The sequence below is a fragment of the Micromonospora sp. DH14 genome (assembly GCF_029809455.1).
In the GTDB taxonomy this organism is placed as follows: Bacteria; Actinomycetota; Actinomycetes; order Mycobacteriales; family Micromonosporaceae; genus Micromonospora; species Micromonospora parva.
In genome coordinates this window covers 55,984-71,866 of record NZ_JARVKT010000034.1, presented here as the reverse complement: position 1 = coordinate 71,866, position 15,883 = coordinate 55,984, and the positions used below count along the sequence as shown (strand labels likewise).

Below are 15,883 nucleotides of genomic sequence, written 5' to 3'. Positions count from 1 at the left end.
AGTACAGCCCGTCGGTCACCACCTCGGTACGGCCGCTGAGGGGTGTGCGATAGTTCACCGGAGCCAGGGCATCCGCCGGACGATCGGCAGGGCCGCCCACACCCGGCCCAGACCCACCGTGTCGCCGGCGTTGACCAGGGCCAGCACCGCCAGCACCGCGGCGTAGATCAGGTGGTCGTCCATGAAGGGGTTGTTCTCCGGAGGCAGCACGGCGGTCCACATCAGGACCAGCAGCAGCCCACCGGCCACGGCGGCGACCCGCATTCCGATGCCGAGCAGCAAGGCGACACCGATCCCGGCCAGGCCGATCATGAAGAGCCAGTCCGCCCAGGCGGCGCCGGCGATCGAGGTGTAGACGTCCTTGAACGGCCCGGCCACGCCGAAGGTCAGGAAGCCCTTGGTGGGGCTGCCCCCGTTGATCCAGGCGTTCTTCTGCTCGGTGCCCATCCCGAAGCCGAACAGCTTGTCGACGAAGGCCCAGAGGAAGATCCAGCCGAGCGCCAGCCGGGTGCCGGCCAGGATGTAACGGACGGCCCGGTCGTGCACGGTGCCGGCCTTCGCAGCGGTGTTCTCGGCGGTGACCCGCTCGATCGTCGCGGTCATGGTCTCCACGTCCCTTCTCAGCTTCGCACCGCGCTTCCCGGTGGCATCTCCAGTGGACGCCCACGGCGCTTTCGGCGGCAGGGCCGACAGACCGCAACGGCCCGGGACGTTCGACCCCCTCCGGTCCGGTCCGGCGACCCTGACGACCGTCGGCGCCCCGCCGTAGCGTCCGAGATGGACCAGGAGAGGGAGGTCGTGATGAGGACCTGGCAGGTGGGTGACGTGATGACCCGGGAGGTCGAGACGGTGGTTGCCGACACCCCGTACCGGGAGGTCGTCGACGTGCTGTTGCGCCGCGGGGTCAGCGCGGTGCCGGTGATCGACGATTTCCGTCGGGTGCTGGGAGTGGTGTCCGAGGCCGATCTGCTGCACCGGGTCGAGCGCGCCGGTGAGCCGGCGCTGCGACGGGTCTTCGAGAGCCGCCGACGGCGCGGTGCCCGGGGCAAGAGCGCGGCAGTGCTGGCCGGTGACCTGATGACCGCGCCGGCGATCACCACGACTCCGCAGGCGGCGCTGTCCGCCGCCGCCCGGCTGATGGACCGCGAACAGGTCAAGCGGCTGCCCGTGCTGGACGACCTCGGTCGGTTGGTCGGCATCGTCAGTCGTGCCGATCTGCTGCGGGTGCACCTGCGGTCGGACGCCGAGATCCGCGAGGACGTGGTGCAGGAGGTGCTCCGCCGGGTGCTCGCCGTACGGGACGGACTGGTGACCGTGGAGGTCCGTCACGGTGACGTGACGCTGGCCGGTCGGCTGGACCGCCGCTCCGCCGTGGACCTCGCCGGTCGGCTCGCGGGGCAGGTCAGTGGCGTCGTGCGGGTGACCAACGCGATCGCCTACGACGCCGACGACACGGTTCTCGACCCTGGCCAGGTGATGCCGGTCGCCTGAGCGCGGGTCGCGCGCCCGACCCGACCGCACCACCGACTCCCGCTGCCGGTCGCCGCCGGGTCGAACGTGCCGGCCCGGCGACCCCGACTTGGTCGGACCGCCCGATGCCGGGTCGGGCGGTCACCTAGGCTCGAAAAAGGGCCGGCCTGGTGACGGGCGGTGCGCGGTGGTCGATGCGGAGGGCGTCGGTGGCTGAGGCGACGGTCGCGGTTCCGCTGTGGGCCTGGGCGGTGGTCGCCGCGGTGATCGCGGTGATGCTCGCCGTGGATGTGCTCCTGCACCGGGACAACCACGTCATCGAGCTCCGCGAGGCGGTGCTGTGGAGCGCCGTCTGGATCGGTGCGGGTCTGCTGTTCGGGCTGGTCGTCTGGTGGGGTCTCGGCGGTGACCCGGCCATCGCGTACTTCTCCGGCTACCTGCTGGAGAAGGCGCTCTCGGTGGACAACGTGTTCGTCTTCGCGCTGCTCTTCGGCTACTTCCAGGTGCCGCCGGGCTACCAGCACAAGGTGCTGTTCTGGGGTGTCGTGGGCGCGCTCGTCTTCCGGCTGCTGTTCATCCTCGCCGGCGCCGAGCTGCTGGACCGGCTCACCTGGGCCGGGTTCGTGCTGGGCGGGTTCCTGGTCTGGACCGGCTGGCGGCTGGCCGTACGCGGAAAGCCGGACGTCGACCCGGAACGCAACGTCGTGGTCCGGCTGTTCCGCAGGTTGGTGCCCACCGACGCCCGCTACCACGGTGACCGGTTCACCGCCCGGGTGGCCGGTCGGCGGGTGGCGACGCTGCCGCTGGTGGCGCTCGTCTCCATCGAGGCCACCGACGTGGTCTTCGCCATCGACTCGGTGGCGGCGATCCTCGCCATCACCACCAACACCTTCCTGGTGTGGACGGCCACCGCGTTCGCCGTCCTGGGCCTGCGCAGCCTCTACTTCTGCCTCGCCGGCCTCCTGCGGCACTTCGGCTACCTGCGGTACGGGCTCGCGCTGCTGCTGGCCTTCGCCGGGCTGAAGCTGATTCTCGCCGAGACGCCGGTGGGCAAGCTGCCGGTCTGGTTGACCCTCGCCGTGGTGGTGCTGACCCTGGCGGTCTCCATGGGCGCCAGCGTCCTGGCCGCCCGCCGCCGCGCCGACGGCTGACCCGCCGGCACCGTCAGGTGAGCCGCCGCACCGATCCGGACCGGTCGGTGCGGCGGCGGGTCACTGAGGGGCGGGCTCGATGCGGGCGGTCACGTCGAGGTGCGCGGGCTGGCAGTGGGTCGTCGCCGCGAATCGGCGGACCGCCGCGTGCACGTGCTCGCGTACGCCGGCGGCCGGCGCGTCGGCGGTGAGGTCCACCCGGATCCACACGTCGGGGTGCGGTGCCGGGCCGGTGAGCACCACCCGGGCCCGGCGTACCCCGGGGTTGCCGGTCAGGTCGCGTACCAACGCGTCGGTGAGAACGTCGGCGGGCAACCGGGTCCGGCCCGGCCGGCGTCCGGTGTGGCTCAGCGTGCCGCGCAGCGTGCCGCCCGGGCCCCGCAGCTCCCGGGCCAGCAGGCGCTGCCCGGCCAGGGCGAACAGCGCCCCGACCACGGCCACCGCCAGGGTGCTCCACGGCGCGGCCGTCCGCCACCGGTCGACCAGATCGGCGCTGAGCAGCGCCGCCGCCGGGTCGGCGCCGGGCAGGGTGCCGAGGCTGGCCGCCAGCGCCACCGCGCCGCCCGCCACCAGCAGCAGCGCGATGACGGTCCACAGCAGTCGGTGCGCGGCGTTGGTCACGCCGGCCGCCGTCGGGGCAGCAGCCGGACGTCGACCCGGGCCGGGCGGGGCGCGGTGAGCCGGTGCAACTCCTGGTGCACGGCGAACTCGATCTCCGCCCGGGCCGCCGGGTCGCCGCTCGCGCGGACCTGGGGACGCCACTGGCCGTGCTGCCGTCGGAGCCGGGCGCGGGCGCGGCGGACGCCCGGCACCGCGGCGGCGGCGTCGGCGAGCCGGCGTTCCACACAGCGCCGGTGCAGGTACCAGCCGTCGTGCTCGTCGGCGCGCAGGCGGACCGGCGCCCAGCGGCGCAGCTGGGCGGCGAGCAGCGCCAGGCCCAGCAGGAGGCTCGCGGTGGCCACGGTGCGGACCGTGGGGTCGCGCCACCGGGTGGCGCTCAGCGCGTCCCACCAACCGGTGGTGTCCAGCGGTGTGCGGCGGTGCAGGGTGAGCAGCACCGCCTGCACGGCCGTCACCGCGCCGCCGACGAGCAGCGCGGCGCCCAGCAGCACCGACGCGATCCGGTTGGCGGTGCGCATCTCAGCCGTCCTCCGGCGCGGCGGCGCCCGCCGGTGAGGAGTCGACGCCGGGGACGAGCAGGTCGTCCACGGTGACGGTCACCACCGCCACGGTGAGCCCGGTCTGGGCGGCCACCTGATCGGCGACGACTGTCCGGACGGTTTCGGCGATCGTCGGCACGCTGTGCCCGTACCAGGTGATCAGGTGCAGGTCGAGTCCGACGGACCGGTCATCCAGGCGGACCGCCGCCGGGCGGACCACGGACACGCCCGGAACCAGGCTGGCCGCCTGCGCCGCGATCCGCGCGACATCGGCCGCGTCGCCCGGGGAGCCGGTCGTCCCGGCGGCCATCCCGGTGCCGGGGTTCGGCCCGGTGGACGGACGGGTGGTCATCGGCGTCGCCGAGCGTCGGCGCGGCGGTCACCGAGACCGGTCACCGCGAGGTCGCCGTCGAGCACCCGGACGACCAGCCAGCCGAGCAGGCCGGCGAGCACGGCGAGGGCGGCCGCGCCGGCGCCGGCGAGCGCCCAGACCGCCACGGCGAGGAACCCGGCGAGGAAGCCGAACTGCTGTCGCGACATGCTCACCTCCGGGCCGGTCCGGTACCGGCGGTCGCTGGATACACCCGGTGGCCACTCCTGGAACATCGGCACTGCTGTGATCCCGGTCACATCAGAAGTCGGTGGCCCATGATCGACCACCTAGACTCGGCCCGGCTCGACCGACCGGCGGATGGATCAGGCAGATGACGAGCACCGGGAGCGACGACCGCGGCTGGCTGAGGGCGATGCCCGCCGAGGCGGGGCACGACGCCCTGCTCAGCCGTGCCGGCCACCTCGTCCTGCCGGCGCGCCGGCTCAGTGATCTGGTCCAGGGCCGCCCGGCCGGTGTCACCGGCAGCCAGTGGACCTCGGCGAGCCGCGCCAGCTTCGACTTCGTCGTCTACGCCGCCGACACCGGCCGCCCGGTCGTCGCCGTGGAGATCGGCCCGGTGCCGAGCGCCGCCTCGGCGGAACAGCGCGTGCAGCGACTCAAGGACGCGGTGAGCGCCGCCGCCGGCCTGCCCGTGCTGCGGATCGGTTCGCAGACGCTGCGGGCCGCCGAACACGGCCGCCGCCTGGTGGAGTACGTGATCGACGCGCGCGCCTACGCCGCGGGCGCCGGAGCCGGGGCCACCGTCGCCGGGTCCGAGCCCGCGCCGGTGGGCTTCCGGGACATCCTGGGCCGACTGCCCGACGGGCGTACCGGACCGGTCAACGACCTCGGCGCGCTGACCCGCGCGGCGGCCGTCGAGGCGTACGTGGCCGGGCAGGTGGCCGACCCGATCGTGCGAGGGCTGCACGTGCGCTGGGTGGACGGGCCGGCCCAGGGGTGGAGCTGGCTGCAGGTACGCCCCGACGCGTGCCTCGTCGAGGTGGTCTCGGTGACCGAACACCGCTTCTCCTGCGGCATCGACGCGGCCCGGCTGGCCGAGGATCTCGCCGCCGTCGCCGTGGGGGAGCGACTGCGGGAGAACGCGGTGGCGGACCTGCTGCCGCGCGCCGACTGGACCGCGCGGATCGCCGCGCTGAGCGAGCGCCGCCACGAACTGGTCGGCGGTTTCGCCTTCGACCATCTCTGCGCCGACTGACGCACCCGTTTCACCTGCTGTTCCCCGCCGCGCACCGGCTCCTTGTCGGGTCGCGGCAATTTCCTGCGCGTCAGTTGAACCTTCCCGGCACCCGCCCCGTACTCCTGCGCGAATGAACAGGATCTCCCCATCCGCGTCGACCGGCGCGGGAGACGGTGCGGAAAGGGCATCGTCGGCCATCGACGCATTACCGGGTGGGTCACGGTGGGTCCCTGCCGCGGCCGTGCCCCCACACATCCGTCGGTCCGCCGAGGGCAGAAATCCACTACCGGATCGAGAAGGAGAGCAATTCGATGCGCAGGTCCACTCGGGCGCGCCGGCCTTCCGGCAACGCGCGGAGCAAGCGTCTGCTGGCAGTTGTCGGCACGCTCGCGGTCTTCGGCGGAGTTGTCGCCGTGACTCAGATTTCGTCGGCCCAGGACCGGCGGACAAATAAGCCACGTCCGGCCGCCGGGCAGTGCGTGGAGCCGAGCCCGGGCGCGACCGCGCCGACCGGCGCCGGTTCGACCAGCCGAACCTGGCAGAACGGTCGATGGGTGCGTAATCACTGGGGTGACGGACAGCAGTCGGTCCCCGAGTGCGAGGACGGCAAGGACGGCACGGTGGGCACCGGCACCGCCATCGCCTGCCCGGATGTGGCGGCCAAACTCCCGCAGGTGCCGAACCGGGCGCGAGCCGAGGTGGACCGCAACCTCGCCCAGTTGCAGACCCAGATCGCCGAGGCGGACCGCAGGCTGGCCGCCGAGGGCAACAAGGGTGAGGCGTTCATCCGCAACGCGATCCTCCAGCCGCTGGCCGGTAAGCGCCGCGCCGTGCTGGACCGGATCACGACCGCCATCGACCGGGTCGGACCCCGGCCGCAGGGCCTGGCCCAGCTCGCCGAGTGCCAGGTGCAGCCCACCGGCAACAACGGCGGTGGCAGCACCCCCACCACCACGCCCGGTGGCGGCAACAACGGTGGCGGGAACAACGGCGGGGGGAACAACGGTGGTGGCACCGAGCCCGGCGCCGGGCTCGGCGTGCTCGCCAACGACTGCGACGAGAGCCGGCTCCAGCCGCACGACGGTTTCCAGAACGGCAACCGCTGCGTGAGCACCGAGTTCGGTGAGGTCGGCGCGGCGGCCAACAACCCGTCGCTGCTGATCACCCAGTTCCCCGAGCAGGTTGGCCAGAACCAGCCCTTCACCCTGCGGGTCAGCACCCGCAACCTGGTGCGGGACCGCTTCCTGGCCGCCGGTCAGGGTGGCTACTACGTGGAGAGCTCGCTGCTCAACGACCAGGGCCTGGTCCGCGGACACTTCCACACCGCCTGCCGGATGCTGGACAGCCTGACCGCGCCGCCGGAGCCGCAGGAGGTGCCCGCGTTCTTCGTCGCGACCGAGGACGGCCGCGGTGGCGCCCAGCCCGACGAGGTGACGATCCAGGTTCCGGGCCTGCCGGAGTCGGGTACCGCCCAGTGCTCCGTCTGGGCCGGTGACGGCTCGCACCGCCTGCCGATGATGGAGCGGGCCAACCAGACCCCCGCCTTCGACTCGGTGCGCATCGACGTCAACTGAGGTAGCAGCGACGGCCGGCCCCCCCGGGGGCAACCAACCTGGGGTGGCCGGCCGTCGCGTCGCAACGGGCGACCCGGACACACGACGGGGCCCCGCCGTGCTGGCGGGGCCCCGTCGTCGCGTCGCGTCAGCGGTTCTTGTACGCCTCGACAACCTCCACCGGGATCCGGCCGCGCTCGGAAATCTTGTAGCCGTTCTTGACGGCCCATTCCCGGATGGCCCGGTTCTGCTCCCGATCCATTCCCGCGCCGGCAGGTCGGCCCGGCCGTCGGACTGATCGGGCGCTCTCCACCGGACCGCGCCCGATCCGCCGACCCGCATTGATGTACGGGTCGAGCGCCTTGCGCAGGACACCGGCATTCTCGTCGGAGACATCGATCGTGTAGGCCACGCCGTCGAGACTGAACTCCACCGTCCGGTCGGCCTTCCCACCGTCGAGGTCGTCGGTCAGGACCGTGATTACTTTTCTCGCCATTGCCGATTACTCCCTGTGTGCGGCGGGATGTGTCCAAAGTCTGACCTATCACCCCGGTAATCCGCAACAATATGCCTTCCATTCATTCGGCGCGTCGCGATTCCGTTACAGAGCAAAACCGTGAATCGGTCCGATGACCGGGCTTCATTCCCCGAGGATCCCGGCGTGACCGGCGACGGCGGCAGCCTCTGCCCGGCTCGACACCCGTAACTTTCGCAGCAACGCGGCGGTCATACGTTTCACCGTCCGTTCCGAGACGTGCGGTTCTTCGGCGATGTCGACGGTGCTACGACCGGCGGCGATCGCCCGCAGCAGCCGCCGTTCCTCGCTGTCGAGGTCGACCGCCGGGAAGCGCGTGGGCCGCAGCAGAGTGCGCAGCAGTTCGGCCGGCAGCACCGCCCAGCCCGCCGGCCCCGGGTGACCCGACGGAACCGGCCGGGGAAGTGGTCTGGGTCACAGGGCGGAACAAGGGGAACGCTTTGTTACTTGAGCCAGACACGCTCAACTCAACGTGATGGCAGGTGTTCGATGGCAACTCTTCCGGTACTTCCCCTGACCGACGCCGTGCTGCTGCCCGGGATGGTCATCCCGGTGACCCTCGACCCCACCACCCAGGCCGCGATCGACGCCGCCCGCGCGACCGGCGACCGCAAGCTGCTGGCCGTGCCGCGCATCGACGGCGAGTACGGGCCGGTCGGCGTGGTCGCCACCATCGAGAAGGTCGGCCGGCTGCCCGAGGGTGAGCCCGCCGCCGTCATCCGTGGCCTGTCCCGGGCCCGGATCGGTTCCGGCGTGCCCGGCCCCGGCGCCGCCCTCTGGGTCGAGGCGACCGAACTCGACGAACCCGCCTACGCCGGTCGGGCCCGTGAACTCGCCCGCGAGTACCGCGCCCTGGTCACCTCCGTGCTCCAACAGCGGGGCGCCTGGCAGGTCATCGACGCGGTGGAGCGGATGACCGACCTCTCCGAGCTGGCCGACTCGGCCGGCTACGCGCCCTGGCTGACGCTGGAGCAGAAGACCGAGCTGCTCGCCGCGCCGGACGTCACCGCCCGGCTGGAGCTGCTGGTCGGCTGGGTGAAGGACTACCTGGCCGAGCAGGAGGTCACCGAGCAGATCAACAGCGACGTCCGCGAGGGGCTGGAGAAGTCCCAGCGCGAGTTCCTGCTGCGTCAGCAGCTCGCCGCGATCCGCAAGGAACTGGGCGAGGACGAGCCGGACGGCTCCGCCGACTACCGGTCCCGGGTCGAGTCCGCCGAGCTGCCGGAGAAGGTCCGCGAGGCGGCCATGCGCGAGGTCGGCAAGCTGGAGCGGGCCAGTGACGCCTCCCCGGAGGCGGGCTGGATCCGTACCTGGCTGGACACCGTGCTCGAAATGCCGTGGGGCACGCGTACCGAGGACAACACCGACCTGGCCGCGGCCCGGGCGGTGCTCGACGCCGACCACGCCGGCCTGTCCGACGTGAAGGACCGCATCCTGGAGTACCTGGCGGTGCGCAACCGGCGGGCCGAGCGCAACCTCGGCGTGGTCGGCGGTCGCGGCTCCGGCGCGGTGCTCGCCCTCGCCGGCCCTCCCGGGGTCGGCAAGACCAGCCTCGGCGAGTCCGTGGCGCGGGCGCTCGGGCGCAACTTCGTCCGGGTCTCGCTCGGCGGCGTCCGCGACGAGGCGGAGATCCGCGGGCACCGGCGCACCTACGTGGGTGCGCTGCCCGGCCGGATCGTCCGCGCGCTGCGCGAGGCCGGCTCGATGAACCCGGTCGTGCTCCTCGACGAGGTGGACAAGCTGGCCGCCGGCTACGCCGGTGACCCCGCCGCCGCCCTGCTGGAGGTGCTCGACCCGGCCCAGAACCACACCTTCCGGGACCACTACCTGGAGGTCGATCTGGACCTGTCCGACGTGCTCTTCCTGGCTACCGCCAACGTGGTGGACGCCATCCCCGGACCGCTGCTGGACCGGATGGAGCTGGTCATGCTGGACGGGTACACCGAGGACGAGAAGGTCTCCATCGCCCGCGACCACCTGCTGCCCCGGCAGCGGGAGCGCGCCGGGTTGACCGCCGAGGAGGTGACAGTCGCCGACAAGGCTCTCGCGCTGATCGCGGGGGAGTACACCCGCGAGGCCGGCGTGCGGCAGCTCGAACGGGCCCTGGCCAAGATCCTGCGCAAGGTGACGGTGACACTGGCGACCGACCCCACGCCGGTACGCGTCGACACCGACAACCTCACCGGCTACCTGGGGCGGCCGAAGTTCACCCCGGAGTCGGCCGAGCGCACCGCGGTGCCGGGCGTGGCCACCGGCCTGGCCGTCACGGGCGCCGGTGGGGACGTGCTCTTCATCGAGGCGACCAGCATGGAGGGCGAGCCGGGGCTGACCCTGACCGGCCAGCTCGGTGACGTGATGAAGGAGTCGGCGCACATCGCGCTCTCCTACCTGCGCTCCAACGGGCGGCGGCTCGGCATCGACCCGAACGCCCTCGCGGGACGCCGGATCCACGTCCACTTCCCGGCGGGCGCGGTGCCCAAGGACGGTCCGAGCGCCGGCATCACCATGGTCACGGCCCTGGCGTCGCTGGTCACCGGTCGCCCGGTCCGCCCCGAGTTCGGGATGACCGGTGAGGTGACGCTCTCCGGTCGGGTGCTGCCGATCGGTGGGGTGAAGCAGAAGCTGCTCGCCGCGCACCGGGCCGGCCTCACCGAAGTGATCATCCCGGCGCGCAACGAACCGGACCTGGACGACCTGCCGGCCGAGGTGCGCGAGGCGCTGACCGTGCACACCCTGGCCGACGTGGCCGACGTGCTCGCCCTGGCGCTGCGCCCGGCCGACGTGAAGACGCTGGACGGTCCGGCGCTCTTCACGGTCTGACACCGCGCACCGAAGGACCCTCGCCGTCTTCGAAGACGGCGAGGGTCCCTCTGTCCGCGTGCAGCAGTCTCAGCGCTCGTCGCCGCCACGGTCGCGGCGCACAGTGGCCTTGCGGCCCTTGATCGTGCTCTGCCGCAGCCCGGAGATGACCTCGTCGGCCACCCCCTGCGGCACCTCCACCAGCGAGAACCGGTCGGCGATCTCGATCGAGCCGATGTCCCGGCCACGGATGCCGGTCTCCCCGGTGATCGCGCCCACCAGGTCCTGCGGGCGCACCCCGGCCCGTCGACCCAGACCGACGAAGACCTGGACGGTGTTGCCGCCGCCGGAGCGCGGCCGACCCCCGCCCCGCCGGTCGCCGCCCCGGCCGCCGGACTCCGGACGACCCTCGCGCGGGCCGCGCACCGGAACCTGCGGGATCTCCTCCTCGTCGTCGGAGCCCGGCGACGTCACCTCGTGGGCCAGCTTCACCGCGGCGAGGGCGACCTCCATCAGGTCGAACTCGTCGGTCAGCGTCTCCACGATCACCCGGTACGGGTCGAGGTCGTCCTCCAGCAGGCTCTCGCGCAGGGCCGCCTGGGTCAGCTCCAACCGGCGGGTCCGCATGTCCGCCACGGTGGGGATCTTGTCGATGGTGATCCGTTGGCCGGTCACCCGCTCGATGGTCTTGAGCATCCGGTGCTCGCGCGGCTCGGCGAGGGTGATCGCCACGCCCTCGCGGCCGGCCCGACCCACCCGACCGATCCGGTGCACGTACGACTCGGGGGCCGACGGCACGTCGTAGTTGACCACGTGGGTCAGCTGCTCGACGTCCAGCCCCCGGGCCGCCACGTCGGTGGCCACCAGCAGGTCGGCGGTGCCCGCCCGCAGCCGGCCCATGACCCGGTCGCGCTGCTCCTGGCTCATCCCACCGTGCAGGGCCTCCGAGCGGTAACCCCGGCCGTTCATCGTCTCGGTCAGCCGGTCGACCTCTTCGCGGCTGCGGCAGAACACGATCGCCGCGGTCGGGGACTCCACGTCCAACACCCGGCCCAGCGCGGCCGGCTTGTGCGCCCGGGTCACGATGTACGCGCTCTGCCGCACCCGGGGCGCCTCACCGGCGACCGGCTGCTCCCGGCCGATCTCGATTCGGACCGGTTCACGCAGGTGCTGGCGGGCCATCCCGTCGATGCGCGACGGCATGGTGGCCGAGAAGAGCACCGTCTGACGTTGCGCCGGGGCGTGCTCCAGGATCGCCTCGATGTCCTCGGCGAAACCCATGTCGAGCATCTCGTCGGCCTCGTCGAGCACCACCGTGGCCAACCCACCGAGGCGCAGGGTGCCCCGGGCGATGTGGTCGAGGGCCCGCCCGGGGGTGGCCACCACCACGTCGACGCCGCTGTCCAGTGCCCGCAGCTGCCGCCCGATCGGCTGCCCACCGTAGATCGGCAGCACCCGCGCGCCGAGGTCCTTGCCGTAGCGGTGGAACGCCTCGGAGACCTGCACCGCCAGCTCCCGGGTCGGCACCAGCACCAGGGCCACCGGGTCACCGCCCTGGCGGTGTGCCGCCATGAGGTTGAGCAGCGGCAGCGCGAACGCCGCCGTCTTGCCGGTGCCGGTGGCCGCCTGACCCAGCAGGTCACGACCCTTCAGCAGCGGTGGGATAGCCTCCCGCTGGATGGGGGTCGGCTCCTCGTACCCGAGGGCGGCGAGCGCGCCCAGCAGTTCGGTGCGCAGCCCGAGCTCGGTGAAGGCGCTCACCTCGTCGGTGCCGTCGGGGGTGGCGTCAGTCGGTGCGTCGTGCTGTGCAGGTGCGGAACTCATGCGCCAAGCCTTTCATCACGCCGTCCGGGCCGTTGCGGCGACCGCCACAAGAACTGTCCCCGGGCCCGTGCTGTGCCTGTTCCCCGGTGCCGGCGGCGGCCTCGGTCAGCCGTCCGTGGTCAGGATGGCCAGCACCATCACCGCCGCGAGGGCCACGTCGAGCACCATGCAGAACTCGGTGTAGCCGCGCGGCACCACCCGGCCGCCGCGGTGGTGCGCCAGGTCCCAACCGGCGTGCGCCAACCAGCCGAACGCCACCAGCCAGGCGGCGGTCCGCCCGCCGGCCAGCACCGCGACAAGCGTCAGGGCGACCCAGATGGCCAGACCGGCGAGTTGGGTGGCGAGCACGCCCCGCCCGCCCAGCGTGCGGCGGGCCATGCCGATCAGCAGGTAGCCGCCGGGCAGCACCAGCATCGTCCACGGGCTGAGCACGCCCGGTTCTACCCACATGTCCACCGTCAGCAGCAGCGCCACCGCGGCCGGCCAGCGGTGGGCGAGCGCCACCACGACCCGGTTTCGGCGTACCGGCACGGAGGCTTCGTGTCGGTGCCGGACCGCCACCAGCACCATCGCGGGAATCATCAGCAGGTGACCGCCGAGCAGCAGCGCGTCGGCGTCGATCAGGCCGGCCCGAAACGGCACGAGCAGCAGCAGGAACGGGACGTACATCGCGACGGCCATCTCGCCGACGGCGGGCCAGCGGTGCGCCCGGTAGCGCATCCCCACCGTCATCCCGACGGTCATGTTCGTGGCCATCACCAGGGCGGCGACCTCCGGCCGGGCCAGCGCGTCGCCGACGCCCAGCGCGGTGCCGGCCAGCTCCCACAACGGCCCGAGCAGCAGCATCCCGGCGACCATCGCCAGGGCCATCTCGCCCAGGTGCCACAGCAGCCGCCGCCTGCTGCGGGCCGCTGCCGCGCTGGTCGGCGTCGGGTCGTCGGTGGGCAGCGACGCTGGCGACGGTACGGCGCTGACGCTGTCCGCGTACATCCTGGTGTTTTCCATGCCTCGACCCTGCCGGTGTCCCCGGGGTGGGCGGCAGACCCGTTCGTCACGGGAAAACCGTGCGGATTCCACGGTTCGACAGTGATGATTCGCCGGGGTGGAGCAGGCGCGCGGCGGTCCTAGGATCGGTGCGTGGCGAGCGAGGCGGTGACTCCCCGGGTGGACCGCCGGCTGCGCCGCGCCCGGCAGGCGACGCTGGTGTCGCTGGCCACCGGCGTCTGGGCGAGCGTCCTGCTGCCGGCGGTCGGCCTGACCCGGGAGCCCGACCCGGGCCGGGTGACGCTCGGCGCGGTCGGCATCCTCGCCTTCGTGATCGCCCAGACCGTCGTCCTGTACGCGGCCGTGACGCCGTGGCTCGACCCGCGCTGGCGGCGTCGCGCCGAGCTGAGCCTGGTCGGCGCGGCGGCGCTGAGCGTTCCGCTGGTGGGTCCGGTGGCGGCCGGCAGGTGGCCGACCTGGGCCTGGCTCGGTGCGGCGCTGATCGGCATGACGCCGCTGCTGGTGCGGTGGCGGGCCGCGCTGGCGGTCGCCGTCGGCGTCGTTGCGGTGGCGGTCGCGGTGGCCTGGTGGACCGGCGGTTCCGTTCCGCGCCACCTCGCGGTGACCGGCGGGATCGGCGTGGCCGTGGCCGCCGTCAACGGGTTCCAGGTGTGGTTCTGGGACCTGCTCATGGAGGCCCGCCAGGGCCAGACCGCCCAGGCCAAGCTGGCCGCCGTCGAGGAGCGGCTGCGCTTCGCCCGCGACGTGCACGACGTGCTGGGGCACCGGCTCACGGTGATCGCGTTGAAGGCCGAACTCGCCGCCCGGCTCGCCCCGGTCGACCCGGAGCGGGCCGGGCGGGAGGCCGCCGAGGTGCAGCGGCTGGCCGCCTCCGCGCTGAGCGAGGTGCGCGAGACGGTGCACGGCTACCGGGCCGTCGACCTCGACGAACAGCTCACCGCGGTGGTGGGGGTACTGCGCTCCTGCGGGGTGCGGTGCACGGTGGTGCCGCCACCGACTGACCTGCCGCAACCGGCCGCCGTCGAGCTGGCGGCGGTGCTGCGCGAGGCGAGCACCAACGTGCTGCGGCACAGTCGGGCCGACTGGTGCCGGATCCGCATCGACTGGGAGGGTGACGTGACCAGGATGACGGTGGCCAACGACGGCGCCGACGACAGCAGCCCGGACGCGCGCAGCCACGGCCTGCGGGGGCTGGCCGACCGACTCGCCGCCGCCGGCGGAGAGTTGCGGGTACGCCGGGAGGACGCGATCTTCACCCTCGAAGCCACAGTGCCGGCGCGGTCGTGATCCGCGTCCTGCTCGCCGACGACGAGGAGCTGATCCGCGTCGCCGTCGCCGCGCTGCTCGACCTGGAACCGGACGTCGAGGTGGTGGCACACGCCGCCGACGGTCCGGCGGCCGTCAGCGCGGTGCTGGCGCACCGCCCGGACGTGGCAGTGGTGGACCTGGAGATGCCGGGCCTGGACGGTATCGCGGTGGCCGCCGAGCTGACCCGGGTCCGACCTGACTGCGCGGTGGTCGTGCTGACCGGGCACGGCCGGCCCGGGCACCTGCGCCAGGCGTTGACCGCTGGCGCCCGGGGGTTCCTGCCCAAGGGCGCGCCGGGTGGGGCGCTCGCCGACGTGATCCGCCGGGTGCACGCCGGAGGTCGCTACGTCGACCCGTCGTTGGCCGCCGACGCGCTGACCCTGCCCCCGTGCCCGCTGACCCCACGGGAGCTGGAGACACTACGGCTGGCCGAGGTCGGTGCCCCGGTCGCGGTGATCGCCCGTCGGGTGCACCTGTCCACCGGCACCGTGCGCAACCACCTCTCCTCCGCCGTGCAGAAGCTCGCCGCCGCCGACCGGGCCGAGGCCGTCCGCACAGCCCGGGACAACGGCTGGCTCTGACCACCGTCACCAGCGGCTTCCCCGGTAACGTGTCGGGGTGCGTACGGTGGAACTGGTTTGCTCGCCCGGCCTGGAGGTCGTGGTCAGGGCGGTCTGGGGCCGCCTGGCCGCCGCCGGATTGCCCAGCCTGGCGCGCAACATCCATCCGACCAACCGGCCGCACCTCACCCTCGCCGTTGTCGACGAGTTCCCGCCGGGGGTGGAGCACCGCCTGGCCGAGCTGTTCGACGCCGCGCTGCCGGTGCCGGTGACACTCGATCGGGTCGTCGTCCTCGACGGCAGCGCCCCACTGGTCTGGCTCGTTCGACCCACTCCGGCGCTGACCGCGCTGCACACCGCCGTCTGGGATGTTCTCGCCGAGGCCGACGGACACCGCCCGTGGCATGCGCCCGAAGCGTGGGTGCCGCACCTGAGCCTCGCCCTGCGGTTCCGCAACGCGGACCTGCGGTTGGCTCGTGCCGTCGCCGACGGGCAGCGTCCGACGGGTGACTTCGACGCCGCCCGCAGCTACGACGGCACGGACCGGTCGGTGACCGCGCTGACCGGGCTCCGCTAACGTCAGCGCCTCCTTGACGCAGCGGGAGTTCGTCGATCGGTCACATCAGGGCGAGTTCGGGCGGTGTCCACAACGGACGGCCCGCGAGCCGGGCAGTGCCGGCAGTAAACGGACCTACGCCATTAAAGCCCCTTCGTCTTACCGGAAGTAATCGTCCTAGGTCGCAGCGCTAACCAACGGACATCCGGCCACTGTGGCTTGACAGCCGATTGGCGGTGCTGCAACCTACAGCGGCATATCGATGAGTAACAGCACACGGGGGTGTGAAGCTGTGACCGTTGACCCGGCGGCATTGTGCCGTGGTGAGGCGTTAGTGGTTTTGTTGGACGAGCCGCTCCGGCGTGAATTCCGTCCACCCGAGTTGCCTCTT

17 protein-coding genes are annotated in these 15,883 nt (G+C 72.8%); 8 read left to right on the top strand and 9 right to left on the bottom strand.

Annotated elements, in window-relative coordinates:
* Positions 1-54 precede the first annotated feature (54 nt).
* Positions 55-612: a DoxX family membrane protein gene (locus tag QCZ28_RS29400; RefSeq protein WP_279519661.1), complete on the bottom strand. Its 558-nt coding sequence runs from the start codon at positions 610-612 to the stop codon at positions 55-57.
* Positions 613-801: 189 nt separating this feature from the next.
* Between QCZ28_RS29400 and QCZ28_RS29395 the strand changes: the two genes are divergently transcribed.
* Together QCZ28_RS29395 and QCZ28_RS29390 are read left to right on the top strand one after the other, a co-directional pair.
* Positions 802-1,491, top strand: a complete 690-nt coding sequence (locus tag QCZ28_RS29395; protein ID WP_279519660.1) for a CBS domain-containing protein — start codon at positions 802-804, stop codon at positions 1,489-1,491.
* A 188-nt stretch (positions 1,492-1,679) separates the two neighbouring features.
* A complete protein-coding gene (locus QCZ28_RS29390) occupies positions 1,680-2,621 on the top strand; it encodes a TerC/Alx family metal homeostasis membrane protein (RefSeq protein WP_279519659.1) in 942 nt (313 codons plus the stop codon).
* A 60-nt stretch (positions 2,622-2,681) separates the two neighbouring features.
* Here the strand turns inward: QCZ28_RS29390 and QCZ28_RS29385 are convergent, their stop codons facing one another.
* Genes QCZ28_RS29385 through QCZ28_RS29370 form a run of 4 tightly spaced genes read right to left on the bottom strand, consistent with a single transcriptional unit; the run spans position 2,682 to position 4,321 of the window.
* A complete protein-coding gene (locus QCZ28_RS29385; protein WP_279519658.1) occupies positions 2,682-3,242 on the bottom strand; it encodes a hypothetical protein in 561 nt (186 codons plus the stop codon).
* Entirely contained in the window at positions 3,239-3,760 is a 522-nt protein-coding gene (locus QCZ28_RS29380; RefSeq protein ID WP_279519657.1) for a DUF6286 domain-containing protein, read from the bottom strand. Before QCZ28_RS29380 ends, QCZ28_RS29385 begins: the two co-directional genes overlap by 4 nt.
* 1 nt (position 3,761) lies before the next feature.
* A complete protein-coding gene (locus QCZ28_RS29375) occupies positions 3,762-4,133 on the bottom strand; it encodes an Asp23/Gls24 family envelope stress response protein (RefSeq protein ID WP_279519656.1) in 372 nt (123 codons plus the stop codon).
* Positions 4,130-4,321, bottom strand: a complete 192-nt coding sequence (locus tag QCZ28_RS29370) for a hypothetical protein (protein ID WP_279519655.1) — start codon at positions 4,319-4,321, stop codon at positions 4,130-4,132. Before QCZ28_RS29370 ends, QCZ28_RS29375 begins: the two co-directional genes overlap by 4 nt.
* Positions 4,322-4,485: 164 nt before the next feature.
* Here QCZ28_RS29370 and QCZ28_RS29365 point away from each other — a divergent pair, with 164 nt between their 5' ends.
* Positions 4,486-5,370, top strand: a complete 885-nt coding sequence (locus tag QCZ28_RS29365) for a DUF2726 domain-containing protein (protein ID WP_279519654.1) — start codon at positions 4,486-4,488, stop codon at positions 5,368-5,370.
* Positions 5,371-5,663: 293 nt separating this feature from the next.
* The gene (locus tag QCZ28_RS29360) at positions 5,664-6,926 is read left to right on the top strand and encodes a hypothetical protein (RefSeq protein WP_279519653.1); all 1,263 of its coding nucleotides are present in this window, start codon (positions 5,664-5,666) and stop codon (positions 6,924-6,926) included.
* 127 nt (positions 6,927-7,053) lie between these two features.
* Here the strand turns inward: QCZ28_RS29360 and QCZ28_RS29355 are convergent, their stop codons facing one another.
* Both QCZ28_RS29355 and QCZ28_RS29350 read right to left on the bottom strand, forming a co-directional pair.
* Positions 7,054-7,401, bottom strand: a complete 348-nt coding sequence (locus QCZ28_RS29355) for an Lsr2 family protein (protein WP_030337882.1) — start codon at positions 7,399-7,401, stop codon at positions 7,054-7,056.
* Between the two features lie 144 nt (positions 7,402-7,545).
* Complete coding sequence (locus QCZ28_RS29350; protein WP_279519652.1) at positions 7,546-7,797, bottom strand: LuxR C-terminal-related transcriptional regulator; 252 nt, start codon at positions 7,795-7,797, stop codon at positions 7,546-7,548.
* Between the two features lie 132 nt (positions 7,798-7,929).
* Between QCZ28_RS29350 and lon the strand changes: the two genes are divergently transcribed.
* Positions 7,930-10,260: an endopeptidase La gene (lon, locus tag QCZ28_RS29345; RefSeq protein WP_279519651.1), complete on the top strand. Its 2,331-nt coding sequence runs from the start codon at positions 7,930-7,932 to the stop codon at positions 10,258-10,260.
* 69 nt (positions 10,261-10,329) lie between these two features.
* On the opposite strand, the gene QCZ28_RS29340 is transcribed toward lon, so the two are convergent.
* The gene (locus QCZ28_RS29340) at positions 10,330-12,063 is read right to left on the bottom strand and encodes a DEAD/DEAH box helicase (protein WP_279519650.1); all 1,734 of its coding nucleotides are present in this window, start codon (positions 12,061-12,063) and stop codon (positions 10,330-10,332) included.
* A 105-nt stretch (positions 12,064-12,168) separates the two neighbouring features.
* On the bottom strand, positions 12,169-13,068 hold the full coding sequence (locus QCZ28_RS29335; protein ID WP_279519649.1) for a hypothetical protein: 900 nt from the start codon (positions 13,066-13,068) through the stop codon (positions 12,169-12,171).
* A 132-nt stretch (positions 13,069-13,200) separates the two neighbouring features.
* On the opposite strand from QCZ28_RS29335, the gene QCZ28_RS29330 reads away from it, so the two are divergent.
* The 3 genes from QCZ28_RS29330 to QCZ28_RS29320 are packed head-to-tail and all read left to right on the top strand — an operon-like array spanning position 13,201 to position 15,513.
* Entirely contained in the window at positions 13,201-14,355 is a 1,155-nt protein-coding gene (locus tag QCZ28_RS29330) for a histidine kinase (RefSeq protein ID WP_279519648.1), read from the top strand.
* Positions 14,352-14,957, top strand: coding sequence for a response regulator transcription factor (locus QCZ28_RS29325; protein ID WP_279519647.1), 606 nt, complete (start codon positions 14,352-14,354; stop codon positions 14,955-14,957). The genes QCZ28_RS29330 and QCZ28_RS29325 overlap by 4 nt, the downstream gene beginning before the upstream one ends.
* A gap of 46 nt (positions 14,958-15,003) precedes the next feature.
* Positions 15,004-15,513, top strand: coding sequence for a 2'-5' RNA ligase family protein (locus tag QCZ28_RS29320; RefSeq protein WP_279519646.1), 510 nt, complete (start codon positions 15,004-15,006; stop codon positions 15,511-15,513).
* The last annotated feature ends 370 nt before the right edge of the window (positions 15,514-15,883 follow it).